This window comes from Massilia rhizosphaerae, from assembly GCF_016093545.1.
GTDB lineage: Bacteria > Pseudomonadota > Gammaproteobacteria > Burkholderiales > Burkholderiaceae_D > Telluria > Telluria rhizosphaerae.
Genome location: NZ_JADKYX010000002.1, coordinates 48,475 through 61,951, shown reverse-complemented (window position 1 = coordinate 61,951; position 13,477 = coordinate 48,475). Strand labels below are relative to the sequence as shown.

The 13,477-nt window shown below is 65.4% G+C and carries 11 protein-coding genes; 2 read left to right on the top strand and 9 right to left on the bottom strand.

The window, feature by feature from the left end; genetic code table 11:
- Nucleotides 1-24: 24 nt before the first annotated feature.
- The 6 genes from ISF28_RS03315 to ISF28_RS03290 all read right to left on the bottom strand — a co-directional run bounded on the left by ISF28_RS03315 (nt 25) and on the right by ISF28_RS03290 (nt 7,010).
- Nucleotides 25-765 carry a lysophospholipid acyltransferase family protein gene (locus ISF28_RS03315; protein ID WP_198115740.1) on the bottom strand — a complete coding sequence of 247 codons (741 nt, stop codon included), beginning with the start codon at nt 763-765 and terminating at the stop codon, nt 25-27.
- A 59-nt stretch (nt 766-824) separates the two neighbouring features.
- Nucleotides 825-1,388, bottom strand: a complete 564-nt coding sequence (gene gmhB / locus ISF28_RS03310) for a D-glycero-beta-D-manno-heptose 1,7-bisphosphate 7-phosphatase (protein WP_198115739.1) — start codon at nt 1,386-1,388, stop codon at nt 825-827.
- A 12-nt stretch (nt 1,389-1,400) separates the two neighbouring features.
- Nucleotides 1,401-3,497 (bottom strand): glycine--tRNA ligase subunit beta, encoded by a 2,097-nt coding sequence (glyS, locus tag ISF28_RS03305; protein ID WP_198115738.1) that lies wholly within the window; start codon nt 3,495-3,497, stop codon nt 1,401-1,403.
- Between the two features lie 25 nt (nt 3,498-3,522).
- The gene (gene glyQ, locus ISF28_RS03300; protein ID WP_198115737.1) at nt 3,523-4,437 is read right to left on the bottom strand and encodes a glycine--tRNA ligase subunit alpha; all 915 of its coding nucleotides are present in this window, start codon (nt 4,435-4,437) and stop codon (nt 3,523-3,525) included.
- 103 nt (nt 4,438-4,540) lie between these two features.
- Nucleotides 4,541-6,034: an apolipoprotein N-acyltransferase gene (gene lnt, locus ISF28_RS03295; protein ID WP_198116159.1), complete on the bottom strand. Its 1,494-nt coding sequence runs from the start codon at nt 6,032-6,034 to the stop codon at nt 4,541-4,543.
- 97 nt (nt 6,035-6,131) lie between these two features.
- Nucleotides 6,132-7,010, bottom strand: a complete 879-nt coding sequence (locus ISF28_RS03290) for a CorC family transporter (protein ID WP_198116160.1) — start codon at nt 7,008-7,010, stop codon at nt 6,132-6,134.
- A gap of 151 nt (nt 7,011-7,161) precedes the next feature.
- Here ISF28_RS03290 and ISF28_RS03285 point away from each other — a divergent pair, with 151 nt between their 5' ends.
- Together ISF28_RS03285 and ISF28_RS03280 are read left to right on the top strand one after the other, a co-directional pair.
- Nucleotides 7,162-7,617, top strand: coding sequence for a (2Fe-2S)-binding protein (locus ISF28_RS03285; RefSeq protein WP_198115736.1), 456 nt, complete (start codon nt 7,162-7,164; stop codon nt 7,615-7,617).
- Entirely contained in the window at nt 7,614-9,860 is a 2,247-nt protein-coding gene (locus tag ISF28_RS03280; RefSeq protein WP_229518857.1) for a xanthine dehydrogenase family protein molybdopterin-binding subunit, read from the top strand. Before ISF28_RS03285 ends, ISF28_RS03280 begins: the two co-directional genes overlap by 4 nt.
- Before the next feature lie 113 nt (nt 9,861-9,973).
- Here ISF28_RS03280 and ybeY read toward each other — a convergent pair whose 3' ends face one another.
- From ybeY to miaB, 3 genes are read right to left on the bottom strand one after another with little or no spacing between them, the layout of a single operon-like run.
- Nucleotides 9,974-10,447, bottom strand: a complete 474-nt coding sequence (gene ybeY, locus ISF28_RS03275) for an rRNA maturation RNase YbeY (protein WP_198115735.1) — start codon at nt 10,445-10,447, stop codon at nt 9,974-9,976.
- Nucleotides 10,428-11,528, bottom strand: a complete 1,101-nt coding sequence (locus ISF28_RS03270; protein ID WP_198115734.1) for a PhoH family protein — start codon at nt 11,526-11,528, stop codon at nt 10,428-10,430. The genes ybeY and ISF28_RS03270 overlap by 20 nt, the downstream gene beginning before the upstream one ends.
- Nucleotides 11,525-12,898, bottom strand: a complete 1,374-nt coding sequence (gene miaB, locus ISF28_RS03265) for a tRNA (N6-isopentenyl adenosine(37)-C2)-methylthiotransferase MiaB (protein ID WP_198115733.1) — start codon at nt 12,896-12,898, stop codon at nt 11,525-11,527. Before miaB ends, ISF28_RS03270 begins: the two co-directional genes overlap by 4 nt.
- Nucleotides 12,899-13,477: the final 579 nt, after the last annotated feature.

Genomic DNA, 13,477 nt, shown 5'->3' with positions numbered 1-13,477 from the left:
CTTTGGTCTGCGCGCCCAATTCGTTCAAGTACCTGAATAGGCGTGGGGCGAAATGACGCGCATTTCCGATTCTATCCAATTTTCGACCTCTTGCATCAGGCTGTCGGCAGTGTGGTTTTCCGGCGATATCGGCGTGCCGATCGAAACGGTGATGAGGCCCGGCCGCTTGATGAACGAGTTCTTGGGCCAGCACTCACCTGAATTATGCGCGATCGGCACGACCATGGCACGTGTTTCTATCGCCAGGCGCGTACCGCCGCTTTTGTACTGTCCTTTCTGGCCCACGGGGATGCGCGTCCCTTCGGGGAACATGATGATCGACTGGCCGTCCGCCAGGCGCGCCTTGCCGATCCTGACGACGTGCGCGAACGCGCGCTTGCCCTTGCTGCGGTCGATCGGAATCATGCGCAGCAGCGCCATGCCCCAGCCGAAGAAGGGAATGTACAGGATTTCCTTCTTGAAGACGTAGACGAGCGGCCGCTTCATGTTCGGCAGCATGAAGATGGTCTCCCATGCCGACTGGTGCTTCGACAGCAGGATCACCGGATGGTCCGGCAGGTTCTCGTAACCCTTCACCTGGTAGCGGATGCCGCAGATGACGCGGGCGCACCAGATGATGAAGACGTTCCAGCGCGACGTGACCCAGAAGCGCGTCTTGTACGGGAACGGCGCCGCCAGGAAGCAGACGCAGGCCCAGACGACGGTGGCGACGGTCATGACGATCGTGAAGAGCAGGGAACGCAGGAACAGGGCGGCGGTACGCAAAGGCGTGGTCTCCGTGGCTTGGGTGGCTGTGGTGGTGGCTCGGGTGGTGGTGGTGGCGGTCATGCGCCGGCGGGCGCCGGCGCGGGCGCGGCCTTGAGGAAGGCGTCGACCATGGACGCGAGGTCGGGGAAGACCTGGGTGCCGGGCGGCAGGCCGCCCGTCTCGTAGGTCTTCTCGCCCTTGCCGGTCAGGACCAGGTAGGGCACGCAGCCGCAGATGAAGCCGGCCTGCAGGTCGCGCAGCGAATCGCCGACGGTCGGCACGCCCTTCAGGCTGATCTTGAAGCGCTTGCTGATCTCCTCGAACATCCCGGCCTTGGGCTTGCGGCAGTCGCAGTTGTCGACCGCCGCATGCGGGCAAAAGAAGATCGCGTCGATGTCCGCGCCCACCTGCTGGGCGCTCGCGTGCAGTTTCTGGTGGATCGCGTTCAGGGTCGCGATGTCGAACAGCTCGCGCGCGATGCCCGACTGGTTCGACGCGATGACGACGCGGTAGCCCGCCTGATTCAGGCGCGCGATCGCCTCCAGCGACCCCGGAATCGGGATCCATTCGGCGGGCGACTTGATGAATTCGGGGGAGTCATGGTTGATGACCCCGTCCCGGTCGAGGATGATCAGCTTCATGCTTCGTTCCGCTTATGCCGCGAGCTTCGAGATGTCGGCCACGCGGTTCATCATGCGGTGCAGGATGGACAGCAGGGCCAGGCGGTTGTTGCGCAAGGCGACGTCGTCGGCCATCACCATCACGTCGTTGAAGAACGCGTCGACGTCGTCGCGCAGCTGGGCCAGCGTCTTCAGGGTGCCCGCGAAGTCGCCGCGCTCGAAGGCCGCGTCGACGGCCGGCTGCACGCGCTGCACGCTCGCGTACAGCGCCTTTTCGGCGGCGTCCTGCAGCAGCGCGGGATCGACCGATCCCGCCTGCGCCAGTGCTTCCTCGTTCTTCTTGAGGATGTTCGAGATGCGCTTGTTGGCGGCGGCCAGCGACGCGCTCTCCGGCAGCGCGGCGAACGCCTGCACGGCCTCGAGGCGCTGCACGACGTCGTCCACGCGGTCCGGGTTCTGCGCCAGCACGGCTTCCACTTCGTTCGGCGCGAAGCCGCGGTCGCGCAGCAGGCCGCGCAGGCGGTCCAGCATGAAGGCCGTTACTTCCGCCGTCGGGTCCTTGAACGTCGGCATGGTGGCGAACACGCCGGCGGCATCTTGCAGGAGGTCGGACAGCGCGAGCGGCAGGCGCTTTTCGACCAGCATGCGCATCACGCCCAGCGCGTGGCGGCGCAGCGCGAACGGGTCCTTCTCGCCGGTCGGTTGCAGGCCGATCGACCAGATGCCCACCAGCGTTTCCAGCTTGTCGGCCAGCGCGACGGCGAGGCCGGTGTTCGTCGACGGCAGCGCGTCGCCCGAGAAGCGCGGCTGGTAGTGTTCGGACGCGGCCAGGGCCACTTCCTCGTGCTCGCCGTCGTTGCGGGCGTAGTACGTGCCCATGATGCCCTGCAGTTCCGGGAACTCGCCGACCATGTCGGTCAGCAGGTCGGCCTTCGCGAGCTGCGCGCCGCGTTCGGCCAGCAGCATGTCGTAGCCGAGGCGGCGGGCGATGGCGCCGGCCAGGCGCGTGACGCGCTGCGTGCGTTCGGCCTGCGTGCCCAGCTTGTTGTGGTAGACGACGTTCGCCAGCAGCGGCAGGCGCGATTCCAGCGACTTCTTCTTGTCCTGTTCGAAGAAGAACTTGGCGTCCGACAGGCGCGGACGCACGACGCGCTCGTTGCCATCGATGATGGCGGACGGGTCGTCGGTCGCGAGGTTGGAGACGATCAGGAAGCGCGAGCGCAACTTGCCGTTCGAATCCGTCAGCGCGAAGTACTTCTGGTTCGTCTGCATCGTCAGGATCAGGCATTCCTGCGGCACGGCCAGGAAGGCGTCCTCGAACCGGCATTCGTAGACGACGGGCCATTCGACGAGGGCCGTGACTTCGTCCAGCAGCGCTTCCGGCATCAGGACCTGGTCGGCGCCGGCCTTTGCCAGCAGCTGGCTGCGGATCGATTCCTTGCGCTCGGAGGCCGAGGCGACGACCTTGCCGAACACCTTCAGCAGTTCGTTGTAGACGTCGGCGTGCGGGATGTCGAACGGATGGCCGTTCGACAGGAAGCGGTGGCCGAGCGTGCTGCGGCCGGCCGTCAGGCCCAGCAGCGACAGCGGCACGATGGTGTCGCCGTGCAGCGCCAGCAGCGAGTGCACGGGGCGCACGAACTGCACGGTCGCGCCGTCCGGACGCTGGTAGCTCATCACCTTGGGGATCGGCAGCTTGGCGACGGTCTCTTCCAGCACCGGCTGCAGGCCGTCGGCGAGGACGCTGCCCGGCGCCGTGTACGTGTAGAAGAAGCTTTCGGCCTTGCCGTCCTGGGCGCGTTCCAGGTCGCTGACCTTCAGGTCGGGGAAGCCGAGGGCCGCCAGTTTCTTGGCCAGCGGCGCGGTCGGGTTGCCGTCCTTGTCGAGGGCGACTGACAGCGGCAGCACTTTTTCGCGGATGGTCTTGTCGGCCGACGTGGCGCGCACGTTGGTGATGGAGACGGCCAGGCGGCGCGGGGTGGCGTAGGTGGCGACGACGCTGTCGGCGTTCAGGAAGTCACGGGCTTTCAGGCCGTTCGCGATGCCGGCGGCGAAAGCGGCGCCCAGTTTCGCGAGCGCCTTCGGCGGCAGTTCTTCGGTCTGCAGTTCGACGAGTAGTGTTTGATTCATGGTGTCGTTCTATTCTGTTCTGGGCTCAGGCGGCGGCTTGTTCGGTCTTCGGCAGCATCGGGAAGCCCAGCTTCTCGCGCGAATCGTAGTAGGCCTGGGCGATGAGGCGCGACAAGGTGCGCACGCGGCCGATGTAGGCGGCGCGCTCGGTGACGGAGATCGCGCCGCGCGCATCCAGCAGGTTGAAGCTGTGCGACGCCTTCATGATCTGCTCGTACGCCGGCAGCGTGAGTTCCAGTTCGATCAGGCGCTTGGCTTCGCTCTCGTGGTTATTGAAGGCCTGGAACAGCAGGTCCGTGTTCGAGTGGTCGAAGTTGTAGGTCGACTGCTCGACCTCGTTCTGGTGGAAGACGTCGCCGTACGACAGCGTCTTTTTAATACCGTTCTCTTCCCACTCGGTCCACACGATGTCGTAGATGCTCTCGACGCCCTGCAGATACATGGCCAGGCGCTCGATGCCGTACGTGATCTCGCCCAGGACCGGCTTGCAATCGAGGCCGCCGACCTGCTGGAAGTAGGTGAACTGGGTGACTTCCATGCCGTTCAGCCAGACTTCCCAGCCGAGGCCCCAGGCGCCCAGCGTCGGGCTTTCCCAATCGTCCTCGACGAAGCGCACGTCGTTCTTTTTCAGGTCCAGGCCCAGCGCTTCCAGCGAACCGAGATACAGGTCCAGGATGTTTTCCGGCGCCGGCTTCAGCACGACCTGGTACTGGTAATAGTGCTGCAGGCGGTTCGGGTTCTCGCCATAGCGGCCATCCTTCGGGCGGCGCGACGGCTGCACGTAGGCGGCGCGCCAGGGTTCCGGTCCGATCGCGCGCAGGAAGGTGCCGGTGTGGAAGGTGCCCGCGCCGACTTCCATGTCGTACGGCTGGAGCAGGGCGCAACCCTGCTTGTCCCAGTAGGTTTGCAGAGTCAGGATGATTTGTTGGAATGTGAGCATCTTGTGTAGGCTTCGCGCGCACGGGGCGCGAACACGGTGGGTTTGCTAAAACACCAATTCTAGCGGGTTTTACCAGTTGGCTTGAAGTGAATCGCTCGCTATTTTATCCGGTTGTCTGGCGTCGCCGTCCAGCCAACCAGGCGCCGCCCAGCAGCAGGGCACCCAGCGCGAGGAACAGCAGGTTGCCGAAGCGGATGTACGGCGTGCTGCCGGTCATGCCCTGCACCGTCGCCGCCAGCGTGCCCTGGCGGTAGAACGGGAGCAGGGCGGTGACGTTGCCGCGGCCGTCGATGACGGCGGTGGCGCCGTCGTTCGTCGCGCGCAGCATCGGGCGGCCCGTCTCCAGGGTGCGCATGCGCGAGATCTGCAGGTGCTGCGGGATCGCGACCGATTCGCCGTACCAGGCCAGGTTCGACACGTTCAGCAGCACGGTGGCCGGCTGTGCCTCGGCACGCAGGTTCTTCGCGATCTCTTCGCCGAACACGTCCTCGTAGCAGACGTTGGGCAGCACGCGCTGGTCCTTCACGGCGAACGGCGCCTGCACGTCCGGGCCGCGCGTGAAATCGCTCAGGGGGATCTGCATCAGGTCCGTGAACCAGCGAAAGCCGGTCGGGATGAATTCGCCGAACGGCACGAGGTGCTGCTTGTCGTAGCGGTACGACTGTCCCTGCGGGCCGATGCCGGCCACGCTGTTCGCGTACACCGTCATGCTGTCGGCCAGCGGGATGCCGAACATGAACGCGCTGCCCGTGCGGGCGGCGTAGTCGCGGAACGTCTGCAGATAGCCGGGCGGCAGCTGGTTCGGGAATACCGGGATCGCCGTCTCCGGCGCGGCGATCAGGTCGGCCGGCGCGGCCGTCATCATGTCGCGGTAGCGCACGAGGATCTCGCCCAGGTGCGCGGCGTCGAACTTCTCGTCCTGGCGGATGTTCCCCTGCAGCAGGCGCACGGTGAGCGGCTTGCCGGCCGGTTCGGTCCATGCGACGTGCTTCAGGCCCCAGCCCGCGAGCAGCAATGCGGCGAACAGGCCGACCGCGGGCAGCTTGCCGCGCTGGGTCAGCATCACGATGCAGGCGGAGCACACGGCGGCCAGTATGCCGATGCCGTACACGCCGAGGATCGGGGCGAAGCCGCCAAGCGGCGCCGCCACGTGCGCATAGCCGGATGCGGCCCACGGAAAACCGGTGAACACCCAGCCGCGCATCCATTCCGACACGCCCCAGCAGGCGGGGAAGACGAGCAGCAGGAAGGCGGGAACGGGCAGCGACCAGCGCTTTCTCAGCCATGCGGCCATGCCGGCCGCGCACGCGCCGAACAGGCCCATATAGAGGCCCAGCAGCGCGATGGCGATGGCGGACAGCACGGCCGGCAGGCCACCGAAGCGGTTCAACGCGATGTACAACCAGTGCATGCCCGCCACCGACCAGCCGAAGCCGAACGCCCAGCCGAGGAACACGGCGCGGCGGGTCGAACTGCCCATGCCGACCTGGTAGAACAGGTAGGCGAGCGCCAGGAACTGGATCGGCCACCAGCCGAACGGCTCGAACGAGAACAGGGTCGCAAAGCCGGCCAGCGCGGCGACGAGGAGGCCGGCCATGCTCGGCCGCGTGCCGCGCAGCGCGGGGTCGGGCGCCACGGCGGGCTTGCGGCGGCGCCGCAGGTTCAGGCTGGAGTCGAGCAATGCGGGACCTGCGTCAATCGTGGTCGTCGTCGGCGGCCGGGAGTTTTTCGACCAGCAGGACGTGGATCTGGCGCGCGTCGGCGCGCAGCACTTCGAAGCGCAGGTTGTCGAGGTCGAACACCTCGCCCTTGTGCGGCATGCGGCCCAGGTGGCTGGCGACGAGGCCGCCGATGGTGTCGACGTCGTCCTCGGGCAGGTCGACGCCGATCTCTTCGTTGAACTGCTCGATTTCCGTCAGCGCCTTCACGCGCCAGCGCGGGCCGTGCTGGCCTTCCTTGATGGAGAGGATGTTGTCCTCTTCCTCGTCGAAGTCGTACTCGTCCTCGATGTCGCCGACGATCTGCTCCAGCACGTCCTCGATGGTGATCAGGCCGGCCACGCCGCTGTATTCGTCGACGACGATGGCCATGTGGTTGTGATTCGCGCGGAAATCGCGCAGCAACACGTTCAGGCGCTTCGATTCCGGGATGAAGATCGCCGGACGCAGCATGTCGCGCACGTCGAACGATTCTTCCGCATAGTAGCGCAGCAGGTCCTTGGCCAGCAGGATGCCGACCACCTTGTCGCGCTCGCCCTCGATGGCGGGAAAGCGCGAGTGCGCCGTTTCCAGCACGACCGGCAGCCATTCCTCGATGGGCTTCGTGATGTCGATCACGTCCATCTGCGAGCGCGGGACCATGATGTCGCGCACCGACAGATCGGACACCTGGAACACGCCCTCGATCATGGAGAGAGCGTCGGCGTCGATCAGGTTGCGTTCGTGGGCGTCGTGCAGCACTTCGAGCAGCTCTGCGCGGTTTTCGGGCTCGGGGGAAATCAGTGCAGTCAATCGTTCGAACAGCGACCGGTGGGTTTTAACGTCCGAACGGACGTCAGCAGGGTGCTCGGGCATAGTTGGCGTGAAGCCGTTGTTGCGATGGGCCATAGGATACACCAAAAGCCGCAATGCCTGATTTTTATGCAGCACCGGACCCAGGCAGGCGTGCGACATTGCCCATGGTCTTCGTCCTATAGTTGACAGTACGCTACGGAAAGGAATCCTCATGCCCGCCTTGAACGTCAACGGCACCACCTCCGATTTCGACATCCCCGACGACATGCCCCTGTTGTGGGCCATCCGCGACGTGCTCGGCCTGACCGGCACCAAGTTCGGCTGCGGCGTCGGCCTGTGCGGCGCCTGCACCGTGCACCTGGACGGCCAGGCCATCCGCTCGTGCGTGACGCCCGTGTCGGCCGCGTCCGGCAAGAAGATCACGACCATCGAGGCCATCGGCAACGATCCGGTCGGCGCGAAGGTGCAGGCGGCGTGGCGCAAGATCGACGTCGTCCAGTGCGGCTACTGCCAGTCGGGCCAGATCATGTCCGCCACCGCGCTGCTGCACGCGACCCCGAAGCCGGGCGACGCCGCCATCGACAGCGCCATGGCCGGCAATATCTGCCGCTGTGGGACTTATAACCGCATCCGCAAGGCGATCAAGATCGCGTCGGGGCAGGCATGAAAGGGACCGACGACATGGATCGGATCACGACGGAGCCGGTATCGGACAAGCGCCGCCAACTGCTGAAAACCGGCGCCGCCGGGGGCGGCAGCCTGCTGTTCGGCTTTTCGCTGTTCGGCTGCCAGAAGCAGGGCAAGGCGCCGTCCGGCGACCGCAAGGAACCGCCGTCTGAACAGGCCGTCGGCCAGGCCTCGACCGCCATGACCAACGAGGCGCCGGGATTGGCGCACGACGCCTTCATCCGCATCGACCGCGACAGCCTCGTCACCCTCATCATCCACAAGGTCGAGATGGGGCAGGGCACCTTTACCTCGCTGCCGATGCTGCTGGCCGAGGAACTGGGCGCCGATCTGTCGAAAGTGAAGCTGGAGCAGGCGCCGGCGAACAATTCGCTGTACGCCGACGCGCTGCTGGGCGGCCAGGTGACGGGCGGTTCGACGTCGATCCGCTCCACCTTCAAGCCGCTGCGCGAGGCGGGCGCCAAGGTCCGCACGGTGCTCGTGCAGGCGGCGGCGAAAAACTGGAACGTGGATCCGGGCGACTTGCGGGTCGTGGCCGGGACGATCCGCCACGAGGCGTCGAACCGGTCGGCTCACTTCGGCGACGTCGTGGACGCGGCATCGCAGCTGAAGTTTCCGGCCGACGTCAAGCTCAAGGACGCATCCCAGTTCACGCTGATCGGCAGGCCGGTCAAGCGGCTGGATTCTCCCGCCAAGGTCGACGGGTCCGCGCAGTTCGGCATCGACACGCGCCTGACCAATATGGGCATCGCGGCCGTGATGGCGTCGCCCGTCCTGGGCGGCAAGGTGACGGCCGTCGACGAGCAGAAGGCGCTGGCCGTGAAGGGCGTGCGCCAGGTGCTGCGCATCGAGGGCGCCGTGGCCGTCGTGGCCGACCATTTCTGGGCCGCGAAGCAGGGCCTCGCCGCTGCCGCGCCGCGCTTCGACGACGGCCCCAACGCCAACGTCAGCCTGGCCGGCATCGTCGCGGACATGATGAAGGTGTCGCAGAACACGGGCGCCGTCGCCACCGACAAGGGCGACGCGCTCAAGGCGCTGGACGCCGGTCCGGGCCGGCGCATCGACGTCGTCTACGAGGTGCCGTTCCTCGCGCACGCGACGATGGAACCGATGAACTGCACGGTCGACCTGAAGCCCGACGGCTGCGACATCTGGGTCGGCACCCAGGTGCCGGCGCTGGCGCAGGGCGCGGCCGCGAAGATCACCGGGCTGCCGCTCGAGAAGGTCCGCGTGCACAACCACTATATCGGCGGCGGCTTCGGCCGCCGGCTCGAAGTCGACAACGTGATCCAGGCGGTGGAATTCGCCAAGCAGGCCAAGGGCCCGATCAAGATCATCTGGACCCGCGAGGAAGACATCCAGCACGACATGTACCGGCCCTACTACGTCGACCGCATGTCGGCGCGCATCGACGACAAGGGCATGCCCGTGGCCTGGTTCCACCGCGTGACGGGATCGTCGATCATGGCGCGCTTCGCCCCGGCCATGGTCAAGAACGGCGTCGATCCGGATGCGGTGGAGGCGGCGGCCGACATCCAGTACGCGATTCCCGCCATGCGCGTCGAATACGTGCGCCACGAGCCGCCGGCGATGCCCACCGCGTTCTGGCGCGGCGTCGGCCCGACGCACAATGTGTTCGTCGTCGAGAGCTTCATCGACGAGCTGGCGTATGCGAGCAAGACCGACCCCGTCGCGTTCCGCCGTTCGCTGCTGCAGAAATCGCCGCGCACGCTGGCCGTGCTGAACCTGGCGGCCGAGAAGGCCGGCTGGGGCAAGCCGTTGAAGCCGATTGCGGGGCGCAAGGTCGGGCGCGGCGTCTCGACGCAATTCGCCTTCGGCAGCTACCTGGCGCAGGTGGCGGAAGTGTCGGTGGGGCCAAGCGGCGACGTGCGCGTACACCGCGTCGTGTGCGCGGTGGACTGCGGCCAGAACGTCAACCCGGACACCATCGTCGCGCAGATGGAAGGCGGCATCGTGTTCGGCGCCAGCGCGGCGCTGTGGGACGAGGTGACGGTCGAGAAGGGGCGGGTGCAGCAGACGAATTTTTCCGACTACCGCGTGATGCGCATGCCGGAATCGCCCGCCATCGAGGTCTATATCGTCGACAGCCACGACGATCCGGGCGGGATCGGCGAGCCGGGGACGGCGGGCATCGCGCCGGCGCTGGCGAACGCGGTATTCGCGGCGACGGGCAAGCGGATTCGCAAGTTGCCGATCACGTAGGGTGGGCATTTGAGGCCGGGGGCCTCAAATGAAACGTGCCCACCATGCGCACCCGATACGCGTGCAAAGGTGGGCGGAGGCCGCCCACCCTACGTCCACGACATTGATCCCATCTATTCGTTGTCCGCGTACGGATCCGGATACCCGAGCACTTCCATGATGTCGCGCTCGAGCTGTTCCATCTCTTCCGCTTCCTCGTCGGATTCGTGGTCGAAGCCCTGGGCGTGCAGCACGCCGTGCACGACGAGGTGCGCCGTGTGCTCCTCGACCGTCTTCTTTTGCTCGTCGGCCTCGCGCTGCAGGACGTCCGTGCACAGGACGATGTCGGCCTGCGTCGGTTCGTCGTCGGCGATTTCCGCGCCCTCGTTGTAGGCGAAGGTGAGCACGTTGGTGGCGTAGTCCTTGCCGCGGTACTCGCGATTCAGGGTCTGGCCTTCCTCGGCGTCGACGAAGCGGATCGCCAGCTCGGCCGGGCCGAGGAGGGAGGCCTGCACCCAGCGCTCGACCATCTCGGGCGTGATGGACGCCTCCAGGCGGGTGTCGGGGTACTGGACGTCCAGTTCGAGGTTATGCTTTTTTGCGGACATGGCGGGTGGCTGGTTTATTCAAAGTTCCCGGGAGTGCGCCGAGTTCCTGCATCGACGCGGCCTTCTCGTAGGCGTCGACGATGCGCGCCACCATCGGGTGGCGCACGACGTCCGCGCTGGAGAATTGGGTGAAGGCGATGCCGCGCACGTCCTTCAATACGTGCATGGCGTCGACCAGGCCGCTCCGCTGCGTCTTGTGCAGGTCGACCTGGGTGACGTCGCCCGTGACGACGGCCTTGCTGCCGAAGCCGATCCGGGTCAGGAACATCTTCATCTGTTCGACCGTCGTGTTCTGGGCTTCGTCCAGGATCACGAACGCGTGGTTCAGCGTGCGGCCGCGCATGAACGCGAGCGGCGCGATCTCGATCACCTGCTTCTCGAACAGCTTCTGCGTACGGTCGAAGCCGAGCAGGTCGTACAGCGCGTCGTACAGCGGGCGCAGGTAAGGGTCGACCTTCTGCGCGAAGTCGCCGGGCAGGAAGCCCAGGCGTTCGCCCGCTTCCACGGCGGGACGCGTCAGGATGATGCGCTTGACGGCGTCGCGTTCGAGGGCGTCGACGGCGCAGGCGACGGCCAGGTAGGTCTTGCCGGTGCCGGCCGGGCCGATGCCGAAGCTGATGTCGTGTTCCAGCACGGCCTTCAAATACCGGATCTGGTGCGGCGTGCGTCCGCGCAGGTCGTGGCGGCGTGTCTTGAGCATCGGGCTGACGAGGCCCTCGTCGTCATCTGCCGCATCAGTGCCCTTGTCGGCTTCCTCCGTGACCGACGCGCCGGGTTCCTTCGGCGGCTCGGTGTCCGGTGCCTTGGGTTTCAGGCCGGCGCGCTGTTCGACGAGCGCCAGCTGCACTTCCTCGATCGGCACGACCTTGTCGGCCACGGCATAGAAGCGCTCGAGCAGTTCGACGGCGCGCTCGGCGTTGGTCCCGCTGACGATGAATTTCTCGCCGCGCCGGAAGATGGTTACGTCGAGCGCGGCCGAGATCTGGCGCAGGTTCTCGTCCAGCGGTCCGCAGAGGTGGGCGAGCCGCGTGTTATCGAGCGGCTCGGGAATGAAGTACGAAGGCTGGGTGGGCGTTTTCAACTGGCTTTGGCAATCGTATCAAGGCTGGCGACCAGGTCGCCGCGCAGGGTGTAATCCAGGCTTTCGGTGATGCGCACGTCGACCAGTTGGCCGACGAGCGTCTCGCCCGCAGCGCCCGGGAAGAAGTTGACGACGCGGTTGTTCTCGGTGCGACCCTGGAGTTCGCCCCCGCCTTTCTTGGACGGGCCCTCGACCAGGATGCGCTGCACGGTGCCGACCATGGCGGCGCTGGTCTTGCGGGTGTTGGCGTCGATTTGTGCCTGCAACCGCTGCAGGCGCGCGAGCTTGACCTCGTGCGGGGTGTCGTCCTCCAGGTTGGCGGCCGGCGTGCCCGGGCGCTTGCTGAAGATGAAGGAGAAGCTGTTGTCGAAGCCGACGTCGTCGATGAGCTTCATCATCGCTTCGAAATCGGCGTCCGTCTCGCCCGGGAAGCCGACGATGAAGTCGGACGAGATCGAGATGCTTGGTCGTACCGCCTTGATGCGGCGGATGATCGATTTGTATTCCAGGCCCGTGTAGCCGCGCTTCATCGCCTGCAGGATGCGGTCGGAACCGTGCTGCACCGGCAGGTACAGGTGGTTGACCAGCTGCGGGATCTTCGCGTACGCGTCGATCAGGCGCTGCGTGAATTCCTTCGGGTGGCTCGTGACGAAGCGCAGGCGCTCGATGCCCGGGATCTCGGCCACGTATTCCAGCAGCAGGGCAAAGTCGGCGAATTGCGGCTCACCTTCGCCCGACGCCATCGCGCCGCGGTAGGCGTTCACGTTCTGCCCCAAGAGCGTGATTTCCTTGACGCCCTGCGCGGCCAGGCCGGCGACTTCCGTCAGCACGTCCTCGAAGCGGCGCGAGACTTCCTCGCCGCGCGTGTACGGCACCACGCAGTAGCTGCAATATTTGCTGCAGCCTTCCATGATCGACACATAGGCCACCGGACCTTCGACCTTGGCCGGGGGCAGGTGGTCGAATTTTTCGATTTCCGGGAAGCTGATGTCGACCTGGGCCGCGCCCGTGTGGCGGCGCAGCTGGATCATTTGCGGCAGGCGGTGCAGCGTCTGCGGGCCGAACACCATGTCCACGTGCGGCGCGCGCTTGACGATCGCCTCGCCTTCCTGCGACGCGACGCAACCGCCCACGCCGATGATCAGGTCGGGCTTGGCGCGCTTGAGTTCCTTCAGGCGGCCGAGGTCGGAGAACACTTTTTCCTGTGCTTTTTCGCGCACGGAGCAGGTGTTGAACAGGATCACGTCGGCATCGTCCGGCGTGTCGGTGCGTACGAGCCCATCGGACGCGCCCAGCACGTCCGCCATCTTGTCCGAGTCGTACTCGTTCATTTGGCAACCGAAGGTCTTGATGAATACTTTTTTCTGCATGGAATGCTCTGAGTGCTCTAGTGCTGATGCTTTGACAAGTGGAAGTTCAGTTTACCGTAAATCGGAATAGGCGCCGGAAAAGCGGGTGCGTGCGGCCGTGCGCGCCGGTGCTTCATGCTGCGCGGAATTGAGACTTTCCGTGAGTTAAATTATAAACAGTCGGTTACATTGTTAAATCTTGAATTTTCCTTGCCAGCTGTTATCTTTAAAGTTGCCGATCCGACTCGAATTGGTTTCTCGTTGTGAATCAAGCAGTTCGTGTGGCTCGGCAATTGCAAAATTAGTCCAAAAAAACACTTGCGTGCGCCACAATTTGTCACCATGTGCTGAAATGACTATGTGACAAGCTTTCCAACGGTTAGCTTGATTTCGGCCAATGAATTTCGTGCTCAGGTCGAGTGTGAACGCGGCGTATGAGTTTGATAATTTGTCCGAAAAACAAGTGCATGTGGGAAGCGGGAAGTGCAAAAAACCGCAGCGGCGGCCGTGATCCGGTCGCGGCGCCCGGCCAGGGTTCCGATGCTGCATTGGTTTTTTCGCGTTTTCCGACAAGGGAGCGCACGCGGTCCGGTCACGTCG

Bases quoted from the DNA above. Each gene is read 5' to 3' on its own strand.
- gmhB (WP_198115739.1), bottom strand. From the start codon at position 1,388: ATGAAGCTGATCATCCTCGACCGGGACGGGGTCATCAACCATGACTCC.
- glyS (WP_198115738.1), bottom strand. From the start codon at position 3,497: ATGAATCAAACACTACTCGTCGAACTGCAGACCGAAGAACTGCCGCCG.
- glyQ (WP_198115737.1), bottom strand. From the start codon at position 4,437: ATGCTCACATTCCAACAAATCATCCTGACTCTGCAAACCTACTGGGAC.
- lnt (WP_198116159.1), bottom strand. From the start codon at position 6,034: ATGGCCGGCCTCCTCGTCGCCGCGCTGGCCGGCTTTGCGACCCTGTTC.
- ISF28_RS03290 (WP_198116160.1), bottom strand. From the start codon at position 7,010: ATGCCCGAGCACCCTGCTGACGTCCGTTCGGACGTTAAAACCCACCGG.
- ISF28_RS03285 (WP_198115736.1), top strand. From the start codon at position 7,162: ATGCCCGCCTTGAACGTCAACGGCACCACCTCCGATTTCGACATCCCC.
- ISF28_RS03280 (WP_229518857.1), top strand. From the start codon at position 7,614: ATGAAAGGGACCGACGACATGGATCGGATCACGACGGAGCCGGTATCG.
- ybeY (WP_198115735.1), bottom strand. From the start codon at position 10,447: ATGTCCGCAAAAAAGCATAACCTCGAACTGGACGTCCAGTACCCCGAC.
- miaB (WP_198115733.1), bottom strand. From the start codon at position 12,898: ATGCAGAAAAAAGTATTCATCAAGACCTTCGGTTGCCAAATGAACGAG.